The following is a 14,591-nucleotide window of genomic DNA, read 5'->3' on the forward strand; positions in this document are numbered from 1 at the left end:
CCATGCCTGTACTCGAATACCAGGGCCGTCGTATCGAATCGCGCCCAGGCGAAACCGTGCTCGATGCCTGCCTGAGGCAGGGCGTCGACCTGCATTTTTCGTGTCGCGGCGGTGCGTGCCACAACTGCCTGTGCCGCAGCGTCGACGGCGCGGTGCCGGAACGCGCGCAGCGCGGCATCCGTCCGGAGCTGGCGGAGAAACGCTACTTCCTGCCCTGCGTGTGCATTCCCGAAGGCGATCTGCGCTTCGAGCGCCCGCGCGCCGAGGATCTCAGCGTCCGCGCGGTGCTGCAATCGCGCGAATGGTTGTCGGCCGACGTCTGCCGCATCGCGATCGAACCGTTCACGAATTTCGAGAGCCGGCCCGGGCAATCGCTCGAAGTTTGCCGCGATGCGGATCGCGTGCGCAGTTTTTCCATCGCCAGTCATCCGGATCACGGCGCGTGGCTGGAATTGCACGTCAGGCGCATTCCGGGCGGGGCGGTGAGTCCTTGGTTGTGCGATGAACTCGCCGTCGGCGACGAACTCGATATCCGCGGCCCGCATGGTCATTTCGTCTATGCCGCCGATCCTGCGCAGCCGTTGCTGTTCGTCGCCTCGGGCACCGGTCTGGCCCCCGTGCTGGGTGTCGTGCGCGACGCGCTGGAACGCGGTCATTGCGGTCCGATCCATCTGTATCACGGTAGTCGTCATGCCGATGGGCTGTATCTGCACGGCGAGTTGCGTGCGCTGTCCGCCGCGCATCCAGGGCTGCTGCACTATCACCCCTGTCTTTCCTCGCTCGAAGTCGACCGCGACCGCGTCCTTGCGGGGCGCGCGCACGAGGTCGCCGCGAGCCGGCACTCCGATCTCGCCGGTTGGCGCGTGCATGTCGCCGGTCCTCCGGCGATGGTGGCGGCTGCCTCCGCGCTGTTTCTCGCCAGTGGGGTTTCCGGCGCCGATCTCGTCGTCGATCCGTTCAACGCGCCGATCGATCGTCAGGACACTACGACGATCGCCACGCACCTGCCCGAGCGCGCCTCGCCGCCGGCGCAGGAGATGGCGTCGCCGCCACCCGATCCGGCGTTGTGGGCCGCGCTGGACGAAGGCGCGCGCCTGATGCCGATCCTGGAGGAGTTCTATGCAGAGGTCTTCGCCGACCCGTTGCTGTCGCCGTTTTTCCACGGCAGTACCCGGCAGCGCGCCGTCGAGAAGGTGTATTCCTTCCTGCATCAGACGATATCGGGAAAGAAAGTGTATTTCGGCGATCGACCGCGCAACGCGCATCACTGGATGACGATTTCCAACCGCCTGTTCGACTACCGCGAAGACATGTTCTTCGCAGTGGTGAGCAGGCATGGCGTGCCCGAGCCGATGATCGCGCGCTGGCGTGCGATGCAGGAGCGTTATCGCTCCGAGATCGTCAAATCCGAGCCGTGGCCGAGGATGATGGACGGCGTGGCCTTGCCGCTCGAAGGCTTCGGCACGATGGTGATCGACGTTGGTTCGGTTTGCGACGGATGCGCCGGGGAAATCCATCGCGGCGAGACTGTGCGCTACCACCTCCGACTGGGCTCGACCTATTGTTCGGCATGCGCCGACGACGTTTCTCGGGACGTCACCTGCAGCGCCTGAACCGACAGGCCCTGATGCGTGCTGGCAGGGCATGCCGTGGGAGGGGCTGCTAAACTCCAGTCATGTCCGCGACCCTCATCGCCGTGATCTTCGCCCTGGCGCTGGGCCACCTCGCGCCGGGTTTCGCCGCGGCAGTGCGCCGTCACGACGGCTTCGATCTCTGGCTGCAGTGGTTGAATACCCGCGCCAACGCGGGTTCGCGATTCTGGCGCGGCCGTTACGGCCTTGTGCTCGCGTTGCTGCCGCCGCTTCTGGTGGTCGGCCTGCTGCAGTACGTGCTGCACACGCCGCTGGCCGGTGCGTTGGGTCTGGTCTTCGCGGTCGTGGCGTTGTTCTGGGCCTGGGGCCCGCGCGATCTCGATGCCGACGTGTCCGAAGTCGTCGCCGCGGGGGATGCCGACGCGCGCCGTATCGCCGCCGATCGACTGGGACCGACCTCGTCGGATGCGCTCGGCGAATCCGCGGCGATGGTCGAGGGCGTGTTCGCGAGCGCGCTGCGTCGCTGGTTCGGCGTGCTGCTGTGGTTTCTCGCGCTGGGCGCGTTCGGTGCGGTGTTCTACCGACTGTCGGCGTTGGCGGCGGAAGGCGAATACGCCGACAAGTTGCCCGAAGGCACCCGCGACGGCGCGCGCCGCCTGTTCGGTGCGATGAACTGGCCGGTGGCGCAGGCGATGACGCTCTCGCTCGCGCTCGTCGGCAATTTCGACACGGTGCTGGGTGTCTGGCGCGAGAACGGCGGGTTCTCGCTGCGCCTGGATCAGGGTTATCTCGGCGCTGCGGCCCGCGCCAGCGTGCGCTGCGAAATCGCCGAGGAAACGCAGGAATTCATCGAAGAGGGCGCGACGCCCGGCAACGCCTGGGTGCAACTCGGGGAACTGCCGGAACTGCGCGATGCGATGAGTCTGGTCTGGCGCATTCTGCTGCTGTGGCTCGCGATCGTCGCCCTCTTCGTCGTCGCGGGTTGGGTGAGCTGAGGCCGCTTGCACGGCACTGCCGTGCGGCCTCAGCGAACGCCCGGCGCGCTGCGCCGGGCCGGATGCGCGGACGCGCCATGCATCGCCCTGTAGGAGGGCCTTCAGGCCCGAACTTTTCGGTGCGTAACCTCAAAAAACTCGGGCCTGAAGGCCCTCCTACGAAAAGCTCGCGGGCTCTTGGCTCCTGTGTCTCACAACCGCGACAGCACCGCCTGCGTCGGCTTCGCCAGATTCAGCGTGTAGAAGTGCAGCGACGGCGCGCCGCCGGCGACCAGTTTGCGGCACATGTCGGCGACCACGTCCGCGGCGAATTCGCGGATGCCGTCGGCATCGTCGCCCAGAGCCTGCATGCGCTTGCCGATCCAGCGCGGGATCTCGGCGCCGCAGGCGTCCGAGAAGCGCTTCAGCTGGCTGAAATTCGAGATCGGCATGATGCCCGGCACGATCGGAATCTGCACCCCGAGCCGGCGTACATCGTCGACGAAGCGGAAATACGCGTCCGGATTGTAGAAATACTGGGTGATCGCGGCGTTGGCCCCGGCCTCGACCTTGGTCCTGAAATTGCGCAGGTCTGCGAAAGCGTCGTCGGCCTGCGGATGCGTCTCGGGATAGGCGCCGACTTCGATGTGGAAGTGGTCGCCGTGCTCGGCGCGGATGAAGGCGATGAGATCGGAGGCGTAGCGCAGGTCGCCCATGCGCGCCATGCCCGACGGCAGATCGCCGCGCAGCGCAACCAGGCGTTTGCAGCCCAGCGCGCGATACAGCAACAGCAGTTCGCGGATCTCCTCGCGGCTGCCGCCCATGCAGGAGATGTGCGGCGCGGCGTCCAGCCCATGCGTCTGCTTGAGATGGCGCACGGTCTCGGAGGTGTAGCTCAGCGTGGAGCCGCCGGCGCCGAACGTGCAGGAGACGTAATCCGGCGCATGGGCTTTCAGTCTGGCGGCGGTCCGATCGAGCAGCGTCCGTTGCTCGTCGGTCTTGGGCGGATAGAACTCGAAGGAAAGGTGGGTCATGGCCGGCGTCCCAGGGCGTCCGGGGCATGATATCTCTTTATCGCGATGGATGCGTATAGGTTGGCCGCTGCGCTCCCGTCCGCCGCCGGGACGGTACCCTGTGCGCCGGTTCCGATCCGATCCCACCCGATGTCCATCGTCCTCACCGAATTCGCCCGCCCGCGCCTGTTTCCCGCCGAACCGCGCGGCAACACCATCCAGGACTGCACGCCCGAAGCCTTCGAGCGGCATCTCAATGCGACGCCGCCGCTGGCCGTACTCGACGGCTACGCGCCGTTCTGCAAACTGCACGTGCATCGCAACTGGACTTCGACGCGCTGCATGGCCATCGCGATCGACGACGACAACCGCCACAAACTGCGCTCGGGCTACGAAGCGCGCACGAAGGCGGAACTGCCGGTGCTGGTGCGCTGGTTCGAAGGCGTCGAACCGCCGGTCGCGCAGTATCTGATCCCGATCCTCTACAGCCGCGAGCAGATGGCGAAGGAAGGCACGCCCATCGACGCGGACTGGGGCGTGGTCGGTTGCCTGTACACGATGACGCCCGAGGAAACTCCGCTCGCGCCGATCACGATCCTGCGCAATGCGCTGGGCGTGGAGGAGGGCGGCTCCGGCGTGCCGATCGATCGCGACGCGTATCTGCGCAGCGTGGCGTTCTGGGAACGGCATGCGGGGTGGCGGGGGTGAGGTGTAATGCATAGGCTGGGTCATCGACTCAGCCTGGTGGTCGATTGTTTAAGCCGCTGGGTCCATGGCTCTGCTACAGATTGATTCGAACGGAGGTGGCGAATGCAATCGCAAGATCAGGTGGCAGCGTCATTGTATGGACTGATGAAATTTTCTCAGTCGGTTCTTGTGTCTCGAAAAATTAGAGAAATTGCAACCGAGCCAAAGCAAACATTCTGGGTAATGACCTTAAATTTGCTTTTCGACACGGCCGCTGTTGAATGGTGCAAGGTTTTTGGCTCCTTCTGCGAAGACACACATTGGAAAAATGTGGTCCCGAAAAATCGGCATGACGATGTGCGCAAAAGAATGCTAAATGAAATTGGATTTACACAGAGCGGGTGGGAGGCATATCAAAAAACCATTGTTGACTTCCGGAATCAGATGGTGGCGCATCACGATCTCAATGCCTCCGTGACGAAATATCCTGATTATGGTCCAGCGTTGGTCGCTTCAAACTTTATTTTTTCCGAGCTTCGCAGCATCGCAGATCCTGATTTTCTAGGAGGAATTCCATCTTCGCTAGATGTTTGGTCGCGAGGTGTTGCTAACAATATGGCTCCAGTCATAAAAAAACTTTTGAAGGGAGCGCCGAATTGGGCGCCAACTTTTCCAGCTCGTAAGTACTGTTTCCATGAATCTTCGGACAGGAATGCATCTCGTCATCCCGGGTGCGCGTTGCGCACCCGGGCTACGAAAAGCAAAAACGGGCGCCGAGGCGCCCGTTTTCGTGTTCCCGCATCGCCGCGACGATCAGTAGCGGTAATGCTCCGGCTTGTACGGGCCGTCCTTCGAGACGCCGAGATACTCGGCCTGCTCGGTGGTCAGCTCGGTCAGCACCACGCCGATCTTTTCCAGATGCAGGCGGGCGACTTCCTCGTCCAGCTTCTTCGGCAGGATGTAGACCTTGGCCTCGTACTTGTCCTTGTTGGTCCAGAGGTCGATCTGCGCGAGCGTCTGGTTGGCGAAGGAGTTCGACATCACGAAGCTCGGGTGGCCGGTGGCGCAGCCCAGGTTCACCAGGCGGCCTTCGGCCAGCAGGTAGATGCTGTTGCCCGACTTGAACGTGTACTTGTCGACCTGCGGCTTGATGTTCAGGCGCACGGCATCGGACGCGTTGAGCCTGTCGACCTGGATCTCGTTGTCGAAGTGGCCGATGTTGCAGACGATGGCCTGATCCTTCATCGCCGCCATGTGCTCGAGCGTCAGCACGTCCTTGTTGCCGGTGGTGGTGACGTAGATGTCGCCGCGGCCGAGGGTGGATTCGACGGTGTTGACCTCGAAGCCTTCCATCGACGCCTGCAGGGCGTTGATCGGATCGATCTCGGTGACCACGACGCGGGCGCCGTAGGCACGCAGCGAGTGCGCCGAACCCTTGCCGACATCGCCGTAACCGCAGACCACGGCGACCTTGCCGGCCAGCATCACGTCCATCGCGCGCTTCAGGCCGTCGGCCAGCGATTCGCGGCAGCCGTAGAGATTGTCGAACTTGGACTTGGTGACCGAGTCGTTGACGTTGATCGCCGGGACCAGCAGCTTGCCCGCTTCCGCGATCTGGTACAGGCGGTGCACGCCGGTGGTGGTTTCCTCGGAGACGCCCTTCCAGTCCTTGACCACGTTGGTCCAGAAGCCGGGACGCTCCCTGGCGACGCGCTTGAGCAGGTTCTTGATGACGCCTTCCTCGTGCGAGGAGGCCGGCTCGTTGACCCAGTTCGAGCCCTGTTCCAGCTCGTAGCCCTTGTGGATCAGCAAGGTCACGTCGCCGCCGTCGTCGACGACCAGTTCCGGGCCCTTGCCGCCCGGGAAGGTCACGGCGTCGAGGGTGCAGTCCCAATACTCTTCCAGCGTCTCGCCCTTCCACGCGAACACCGGGGTGCCGGTGGCGGCGATCGCCTGCGCGGCGTGGTTCTGGGTCGAGAAGATGTTGCACGAGGCCCAGCGCACGTCGGCGCCGATGTCCTTGAGGGTTTCGATCAGGACCGCGGTCTGGATGGTCATGTGCAGCGAACCGGTCACGCGCACGCCCTTCAGCGGCTTGGCGGCGGCGTGCTTCTTGCGGATCGACATCAGGCCCGGCATTTCCTGCTCGGCGATGTCGATTTCCTTGCGGCCCCACTCGGCTTCGCCGAGCTGCATGTCGGAGACTTTGTAATCGGGGTGGGTTTTGACTTGTGCGTTCATGGCGATGATCTTCCGTTGAGTGCCCCGCGCGATGGGGGCAGTGAACGAGCGCCGTTGCAGGTGAAGATGCAACCCCTGCCGAGCCTGATTCCGGACCTTCGCCGGACTTGCAGCGCCCCTCGGCGGGGAGGGCGCGCAGTATATCGCTTTCTCGCGATGGAACGATGAATGCGGCCGGCCCGCGCCGGGCAGGCGCGCCACCCGGCCCATGACCTGTGGCGCATGGCGGCCGGCGGGGCGGGGGTGAAGATGGGGGTTGTCCTCGCAGGAGCACCGTCGTCATGCCTCTCCGCCGTCCCGTTCTCCGTCCGCTGCTGTTGCCGGCGCTGCTGGCCCTCGCGCTGGCGACGCCGCCCGTCGTGTTCGCGCAGCAACCGGCCGCCGCGCCGGCGCAGGCCCAGCCGGCCGGCGGTTATCGCGAGCCCGTGCCCGAGCTGAAAGCCATCGTCGATGCGCCGCGTGCGCCGCAGGTCATGCTCAGTCCGCGCCGCGATCTGATCGCGTTGCAGCAGGTGCCGCCGCTGCCGTCGATCGCGCTGGTCGCGCAGCCCGAGTTGAAGCTCGCCGGCCTGCGCCTCAATCCGCGCAGCTATTCCCCCAGCCGCTTCTCCTTCGCCACCGATCTGTGGCTGATGGACGTGGCCACCGGCAAGGAGATGCGCATCGACGGCCTGCCGCAGCCGCTGTCGCTGGCGGCGGTGTCGTGGTCGCCGGACCAGAAATACCTCGCGCTGAACCAGCAGGATCCCTACACCGGCGGCAATGCGCTGTGGCTGGTGGACGTGGGCGCGCGCAAGGCGCGCAGACTGCTGGATCAGCCCTTGAACACGGTGAGCGGCGGCCTGCGCTGGATGCCCGACAGCAAACATCTGCTGGTGAACCTGCGCGTGGGCCAGGGCGGCGCGCCGCAGGCCGACATCGTGCCCAGCGGGCCGAACACCCAGGAAGTCCGCGGCGGCGGCACCGTGCGCCAGCTGCGCACTTATCCGGACATGCTGCGCAGCCCCGGCGACGAGCGCACGTTCGAACACTATCTGCGCGTGCAGCCCGCGCTGGTCGGCGTGGACGGCAAGGTCCGCAACGTCGGCAAGCCGGATCTCTACGTCGGCCTGGCGCCGTCGCCCGACGGTAGGCACCTGCTGTCGCAGCGCATCGAGCGCCCGTTCTCGTACGTGGTGCCGATGAACTTCTTCCCGCGCCGCATCGAAGTGCGCGATCTCGACGGCAAGGTGCTGCATGAGGTCGCGAAGCTGCCGCTGTTCGAAGGGTTGCCCAGCGGCAACGACGCCACCACCACCGGCGTGCGTTCGATCGGCTGGCGCAGCGACGCCCCCGCCACGCTGGTCTGGGCCGAGGCGCAGGACGGCGGCGATCCGTCGAAGCAGGTCGAATTCCGCGATCACGTGTTCATGCAGGCGGCGCCGTTCGACCAGTCGCCGGTGGTGCTGGCGAAACTCGCGACCCGCTACGCCGGTGCCGAGTGGGGTCGCGGCGATGTCGCGCTGCTCAGCGAATACTGGTGGAAGACGCGCAAGGTGAAGACCTGGAAGGTCGCGCCCGATGCACCGGCCAATGCGCCGAAGCTGGTGTTCGACGGCTCCAGCGAAGACCGCTACAACGATCCGGGCAATCCGGTCACCGAGCGCGACGCGAACGGTTTTTCGCGACTGATGTTCAGCGCCGACGGCAAGAGCGTGTACCTGGTCGGCGACGGCGCGTCGTCCGAAGGCGACCGTCCGTTCCTCGACCGCTGGAATCTCGACGACCTCAGCAAGCAGCGCCTGTTCCGCTCCGAGGCGCCGACCTATGCGACGGTGGCCGCGGTGCTCGATCGCGATGCGTCGAAGGTCCTGATCACCCGCGAATCGCCGACCGAGCCGGTCAACTTCTACCGTCTCGATCTCGCCGGCAAGGGCGCGCCGGTCGCGCTGACGGCGTTCGAACACCCGACGCCGCAGCTGAAGGACGTGAAGAAGGAGCAGATCCGCTACAAGCGCAAGGACGGTGTGGAACTCACCGCGACGCTGTATCTGCCGCCGGGCTTCGAGCCGGGCCGCGACAAGCCGCTGCCGCTGCTGATGTGGGCCTATCCGGCCGAGTTCAAATCCGCCAGCGCCGCGTCGCAGGTCACCGACTCCCCGTACCGTTTCAACGCCATCAGCTATTGGGGCCCGCATCCGTTCCTCGCCCGCGGCTATGCGGTGCTGGACGATCCGTCGATGCCGATCATCGGCGAAGGCGACAAGGAACCGAACGACACCTATCTGCCGCAGCTCATCAGCAGCGCCGAGGCCGCGATCGATGAAGTGGTCCGCCGCGGCGTGGCCGACCGCGACCGCATCGCCATCGGCGGCCATTCCTACGGTGCGTTCATGACCGCCAACCTGCTCGCGCACACGCGTCTGTTCAAGGCCGGCATCGCCCGCAGCGGCGCCTACAACCGCACGCTCACGCCGTTCGGATTCCAGGCCGAGGAGCGCAACTTCTGGGCCGCGCCCGAGACCTACCAGACCATGTCGCCGTTCAACTACGCCGACAAGATCAAGGACGCGCTGCTGATGATCCATGGCGAGGAAGACAACAACTCGGGCACCTTCCCGATCCAGAGCGAGCGCATGTTCGCCGCGGTCAAGGGTCTTGGCGGCACCTCGCGTCTGGTGATGCTGCCGAAGGAGAGCCACGGTTACCGCGCCCGCGAATCGATCCTGCACATGCTGGCGGAAACCGACGCATGGCTCGACGAGTTCGTGAAGAACGCCAGGCCCGCGGCCCCGGCGGCGGCGCCGGCGCGCTGATCGCCCTGCGTTCGATCGCATCGTCGTCGCACGCGCGTGCGACGACGATGACAACGATCATCGTCGACAGCTATCGATTATCGATCGGCGATCGATTCTTTCAACGGCACAGTTGGTGTCGTTCGGGCGGGCATTGACGCTGCGCGTCCACTCTCGCGACGGTCCAGCGCAAGCTCCCGAAAAAACGTTGCGATCCGCGATGGGGTTCTCACAAAAAATCTCGGTTTTCCCCGGGTTTCATGTTCTGAAATGGCATGTTTCCTGCTTGACCTGTCGTCGCAGTACTCCATCGACAACATCAACCAGGGGAAATCGAACATATGAAGGACTCTATCAAGGCCCGCATTCTCGTCTCCGTCGGTACGCTCGCCCTCGGCCTGGCCGCCGCATTGCCGGCTGCCGCCGAATCCGACTTCCAGACCGGCGCGGGTGCGTTGAACGCCAATGCGCGTCTGGACTTCCGCGTGGTGATTCCGAAGTTCATCCGCTTCCAGGTCGGCAGCGCCGGCGCCACCGTCGATCTGGTCGAATTCGCGGTTCCGGCGGCCAACGTCGGCGACGGCACCGACATCGCCCGCACCAACGGCGGCGCGGTTCCGGTGCTGCTGCAGAGCAACAACGGCAACGTGTCGCTCACCGCCACCACGCTCGGCCAGCTGAACAACGGCGCCGGCGAGAACATCTCGTTCGCCGAAATCCTCTCGACCAGTTCCGATCCGAACCTGAACGTGCCGACCCTCATCGACGGCGGCACCAGCGCCGCGATCACGGTCACGCCGAACGTCGGTACGCGCGTGGTCAATCGCACCGCCAACTGGTCGTTCGCGTACAGCAACACCAACTTCGTCGGCGCCGGCAGCTACGGCGGCGTCAACGTGAACAACGGCCGCGTCACCTACACCGCCGCGTTGCCGTAAAGTGATTTGACGATACCGCCGCCGGCACCTGCCGTGCGGCGGTCTGGACTTCGGGGCGCTGTCGCACGCACGCGTCCGCCCCGGGCAGAATGCGGGAGCCGAATCATGTCGGCTCCAATCCCGAGAGGTTGCGCATGGCCATCCATTCATCGTTCGCGTCATCGTTCACGGCGCATCGCCGAATGGCGCGGCCGACATCGATCGCGATATCAATGACGATCCTGCTGCTGTCGCTGTTCGCGGCCGCACAGGCGTCCGCCTATACCGTCACCATCGGCACCGGCCCCAAGGCCGCTTACCTGCGCGTCGGCGACGGCAGCATCACCGGCGGCAACTACAACGCGGGCGGCACGCCGGCGGCCAACACCACGGTGAATCTCGTCAGCGTCACCGTGCCGGCGAACGTCGTCGGCAACACCGTCGATCAGGCGATGACCGGCACCGGGCGAACCACGAGCGACTGGGACGGCTTCGCGTTCTGCAACGCCGGACAGGTTTACATCGGCGCGTTTTTCCGCCTGCCGACCAATCCCAATCAGAGCGCGACCCTGCGCGCGACCGCGCCCACCGCGCTCACCAGCGCCGGCGGCGACACGATTCCGATCACCCAGATCACCTGGACCAGCAGCGGCAACGGCGATGCCGGCGCACAACCTTTCCCGGCCGGTGCGTTCGCCGGCGGCACCCAGACGCTGGCCACGCTGCTGCGCAATACCTGGGCCGAAAGCTGCCACACCTTTTCCTATGGCAACGATGCCATCGTGGCCGCAGGCACCTACAACGCCCGCGTGACCTACACGCTGGCCACGCCATGAACGTCGCCCGCAGCCGTCGCGCGATCGCGATCGCGCTGTTCTGCGCCGGCCTGCTGTCGTGCGCGTCCGCGGTCGCGCAGACCTTCCGCATCGACGACAGCGCCAGCCAGGTGTTGTCGCCGGGCGAAGTGAAGATGCGCTGGGAGTCGCTGGTGCCGCGTCCGGGCCAGCCGTCCACGATCACCGGTCAGGTCGCGGTGCGCGTGGTGCTCGACGTCTCGCCCTGGCGCGGCCGTCGCGGCCGCATCTACCACACGCTGCCGCCCAGTCCGACCGGGCCGGTGACGGTGCGCTGGACCGCGGACGGTCCGCTGTCGTCCGGCGTGCTGCGCGACGGCGAACGCGCGTTGGTCTACACCGGCCCGATCGACAGCGACCGTCTGGTCGACACCTTCCGCCTCACGCTCCAGGCCGATGGCGACCGCGTGCTGCGGCCGCAGTCGCTGGCCTTCGGATTCGAGATCGAACTGGAGCCCGCACGATGAACACGCCTTCGCGCATGCGCCACGCCACTGCCGCTGTTCTGTTCGCGCTGACCGCACTCGCCGCGGCGACCGTCGCGCAGGCGCAGGAATTCTCCGCGGTGGTCTCGCCGCCGCGGTTCGAGGATCGCGCCAGGCCCGGCGCGACCTACCGCAACGTCATCGAGATCGCCAACGCATCGACGAAGCCCGGCCGCTACACCGTCGAAACCGCCGACTGGACGCTGGACGCGCATGGCGCGCCCGTCTTCACGCAGGCGCTCGCGCCCGGCAGCTGCCGGCCGTGGGTCGGCATCGAAGCCGCCGCGATCCAGGTCGAAGGCAGCGGCAAGCGCCGCTTCCGCTTCGAAGTGAAGGTGCCGGCCGACGCGCACCGCGGCGAATGCCGCTTCGCGATCATGATCGAAGGCGAGCCGCAGATCGCGCGCGGCAACGTGCCGCTGCCGGTCAGCGGCCGCATCGGCGTGATCGTCTATCTCGCCATCGGCGACGCGACGCCTGCACTGACGCTGCTGGAGACCGTCGGCGTCGAGGTCCAGGGGCAGCGCGTGCCGGCGCTGCGCGTGCGCAACGACGGCGACATGCATGCCCGTCTCGAAGGCTATCTCGGTGCGATCGACGCCGCCGGCAAACGCATCGTGCTGGTGCCCGAGAACAGCCCGATCCTGCCCGGCGCCACCCGCACGATCGCGCTGTATCCGCAGGCCGACGATCGCACCGCGACGGCCCCGACGATCGACTATCCCGTGCGCATCCGCGGCCGACTCGACGCCGAGCGGCAGCGGTTGGACATCGACACCGCGCTGGAGCGATGAGTCCGCGCCGTCCCATGGTTCGACGTTCCCCACGCTTCGCCCGGCGCGCGCTGACGCTGGCGCTGGCGGCGTGCGTCGCCTCGATGCACGTGAATGCGGCATCGCCCGCGGACGCCGAGGACGCGTACGACCCGTTCGCCGCGTTCGATCCGCCGCCGCCGACTTCGGGTGCGGAGGTCTATCGCGATCGCATCATCGCGCCGGAGTCGCTGGAACCGCTGCCGGACGATAAGGACGACGACAGCGCCGACGGCCCGCGCCGCGCGCTGCATGTCGAAGCCATCGCCCACCGCAGCCGTTTCGGCGGCGAGGACACGCTCGAATTCGGCGCCGCGTTCGGCGGCTATTGGGACACCGCGGATCTCGGCACGCTGTCGCTGGACGCGCTGGCGTTCCGCGTCGACCGCGACCGCGCAACCTACGGGCGCGACGACGGCGCCCGCTGGCGCGGCACCGCGACGCTGTGGCAGCGCGGCCTCGATCTGCCCGGCGGCTGGCGCGTCGACAACGGTCTGGGCGTGCTCAACACGCCGATGCCCGCGCTGCTGCGCGACCAGTACCGCTTCCTCTTGCCCAGCGTGCCGATGCTCGGCGTGTCCAGCGAATGGCGCCAGCGCGCGCGCGGTCTTTCGCTGCGCGGTGCCGTCGGTCGCGGCGGCGTCTACAGCGGCGCTCGGCTCAGCGGTTTCGAATCCGGCGATGGCGCGGTCGGCACCGTCGGCGCCGAATGGCGCTGGAATCCGCAATGGACCGGTGCGGCCACGCTGCTCGCCACCGACGGCCGCATCGTGCCCGACAGCCAGGGCCTGCCCGCGTTCCAGAATGCCGCCACGCGCGCGCTGTTGATCGGTCAGCGCTGGCAGGGCGCACGCGATCAGATCACCCTGAATCTGCAGGCCAGCGACGGCGATGGCGACATCGACGGCGCCACGGGCGCATGGCTCGACGGCCGCAGCGCGCGCGGCGCGTACGTCCATCGCTACGGCCTGTTCAATCTCCAGCCCGATCTGGCCTGGGGCGCGTGGCCCATCGCCAACGATGCCCGCGGCGGCTATTACCGCGTCGATTACCAGCGCGCACGCTGGACCTGGAACGCGGGCGTCGATCGCATCGGCTCGATCACCGGCGACGGTTTCGACGGCTGGTACGGCAGCGCCCATGCGCGGTATCAGTCCAGCCCGCGCCTGAGTTACGGCGGCAACCTCTCCGCGCGCCGCGGCCGCGGCGACGCCGATGCCGAGGCGCTGCAGGCCTTCGTCGATCTGCGCACACACGCCGGCGACACCCGGCTGCAGTTCGATACGGCGCAGGACGCCGCGGGCGGCGACAGTTGGCAGGTGCTGGCCGATCACGCGCTGCGCCTGCGCGAAGGCTGGCGGCTGTCGCTGTCGGCCGGCGTCGGCGAGCTCGCCAACGGCGGATTCCGTCCCGCGCGCACCACCACGCTCGCGGCCTACGGCGGGTTCGATATCGGCACCGATCTCACCATCGACGGCACCGCGCGCTGGACCCGCAGCGACGGCGATGCCGGCGCGCACGGTCTCGATCTGAGCCTCGGCTGGCGCTGGCGGATCGCGCCGCGCTGGTCGCTGCTCGGCAATCTCACCGAGAACCGTGGTTCGCGGCGTTCGCCGTTCGCGCTCGATCCGCTGACCAACCAGCCGGTGTTCGAAACCCTGCCGCACGACCGCAGTCTTCAGCTCAGTCTGCGCTACGACCACGCCGCCGGCCGCGCCGCGCAGGTGCTGGGCGGCGCGCCCGATGCCGCCACCGGCCGCGTCGCCGGCAGCGTGTTCCTCGACGACAACGACGACGGCGTGCGCAACGCCGCCGAACGTCCCGTCGCCGGCATCACCCTCGTGCTCGACGGCCGCTACACGCTTCGCACCGACGACCAGGGCCGCTTCGCCTTCGATCGCGTCGCGGTCGGCACGCACACCCTGGAAGTCCTCGCCGACAACCTGCCGCTGCCGTGGTCGCTCGATCCCGCGCAGGCCCGCCGCAGCGTGCGGGTCGAAGTGCGCGATCGCGCCGAGATCGATATTCCCGCGCAACGGCCGCGCTGAGATCGCACTGAGACCACATCGAGACCGACATGTCATCGGTGCCATCGATGACGACGCGGAATCCCATCGATCACATATTCATTTCGACCGATGCGCACGACGTTTTTGGCTTGTTTCATGCGGATATCTCTGCGATGACGCACTCCGGACACGCCGGCCCGGTGATGCCTTGACGTCGACACAGGCAAGGCGTA

At 66.7% G+C, this 14,591-nt stretch carries 11 protein-coding genes and 1 riboswitch; of the genes, 9 read left to right on the forward strand and 2 right to left on the reverse strand.

Annotated features, from left to right (window positions below; translation table 11 throughout):
* Nucleotides 1-2 precede the first annotated feature (2 nt).
* Complete coding sequence (locus ABD974_RS05420; protein WP_345302274.1) at nt 3-1,613, forward strand: 2Fe-2S iron-sulfur cluster-binding protein; 1,611 nt, start codon at nt 3-5, stop codon at nt 1,611-1,613.
* 62 nt (nt 1,614-1,675) lie between these two features.
* Nucleotides 1,676-2,587 carry a hypothetical protein gene (locus ABD974_RS05425; RefSeq protein WP_345302275.1) on the forward strand — a complete coding sequence of 304 codons (912 nt, stop codon included), beginning with the start codon at nt 1,676-1,678 and terminating at the stop codon, nt 2,585-2,587.
* Nucleotides 2,588-2,778: 191 nt separating this feature from the next.
* Here ABD974_RS05425 and metF read toward each other — a convergent pair whose 3' ends face one another.
* Nucleotides 2,779-3,600: a methylenetetrahydrofolate reductase [NAD(P)H] gene (gene metF / locus ABD974_RS05430; RefSeq protein WP_345302276.1), complete on the reverse strand. Its 822-nt coding sequence runs from the start codon at nt 3,598-3,600 to the stop codon at nt 2,779-2,781.
* A 129-nt stretch (nt 3,601-3,729) separates the two neighbouring features.
* Here metF and ABD974_RS05435 point away from each other — a divergent pair, with 129 nt between their 5' ends.
* Nucleotides 3,730-4,287 (forward strand): DUF3228 family protein, encoded by a 558-nt coding sequence (locus tag ABD974_RS05435; protein WP_345302277.1) that lies wholly within the window; start codon nt 3,730-3,732, stop codon nt 4,285-4,287.
* Nucleotides 4,288-5,079: 792 nt separating this feature from the next.
* Here ABD974_RS05435 and ahcY read toward each other — a convergent pair.
* A complete protein-coding gene (ahcY, locus tag ABD974_RS05440; protein WP_345302278.1) occupies nt 5,080-6,507 on the reverse strand; it encodes an adenosylhomocysteinase in 1,428 nt (475 codons plus the stop codon).
* 39 nt (nt 6,508-6,546) lie between these two features.
* Nucleotides 6,547-6,634, reverse strand: a riboswitch (S-adenosyl-L-homocysteine riboswitch).
* A 154-nt stretch (nt 6,635-6,788) separates the two neighbouring features.
* Between ahcY and ABD974_RS05445 the strand changes: the two genes are divergently transcribed.
* The 6 genes from ABD974_RS05445 (at nt 6,789) to ABD974_RS05470 (ending at nt 14,397) form a co-directional block, all read left to right on the forward strand.
* Nucleotides 6,789-9,302 carry a S9 family peptidase gene (locus ABD974_RS05445; RefSeq protein WP_345302279.1) on the forward strand — a complete coding sequence of 838 codons (2,514 nt, stop codon included), beginning with the start codon at nt 6,789-6,791 and terminating at the stop codon, nt 9,300-9,302.
* A gap of 320 nt (nt 9,303-9,622) precedes the next feature.
* Nucleotides 9,623-10,219 (forward strand): hypothetical protein, encoded by a 597-nt coding sequence (locus ABD974_RS05450; protein WP_345302280.1) that lies wholly within the window; start codon nt 9,623-9,625, stop codon nt 10,217-10,219.
* A gap of 212 nt (nt 10,220-10,431) precedes the next feature.
* Nucleotides 10,432-11,034, forward strand: coding sequence for a hypothetical protein (locus ABD974_RS05455; protein ID WP_345302281.1), 603 nt, complete (start codon nt 10,432-10,434; stop codon nt 11,032-11,034).
* On the forward strand, nt 11,031-11,519 hold the full coding sequence (locus tag ABD974_RS05460) for an immunoglobulin domain-containing protein (protein WP_345302282.1): 489 nt from the start codon (nt 11,031-11,033) through the stop codon (nt 11,517-11,519). The genes ABD974_RS05455 and ABD974_RS05460 overlap by 4 nt, the downstream gene beginning before the upstream one ends.
* Nucleotides 11,516-12,331: a hypothetical protein gene (locus tag ABD974_RS05465; protein ID WP_345302283.1), complete on the forward strand. Its 816-nt coding sequence runs from the start codon at nt 11,516-11,518 to the stop codon at nt 12,329-12,331. The genes ABD974_RS05460 and ABD974_RS05465 overlap by 4 nt, the downstream gene beginning before the upstream one ends.
* Nucleotides 12,332-12,345: 14 nt before the next feature.
* Complete coding sequence (locus tag ABD974_RS05470; protein WP_345302284.1) at nt 12,346-14,397, forward strand: carboxypeptidase-like regulatory domain-containing protein; 2,052 nt, start codon at nt 12,346-12,348, stop codon at nt 14,395-14,397.
* Nucleotides 14,398-14,591: the final 194 nt, after the last annotated feature.

This window comes from Lysobacter hankyongensis, from assembly GCF_039543145.1.
GTDB classification, from domain to species: Bacteria; Pseudomonadota; Gammaproteobacteria; order Xanthomonadales; family Xanthomonadaceae; genus Lysobacter_I; species Lysobacter_I hankyongensis.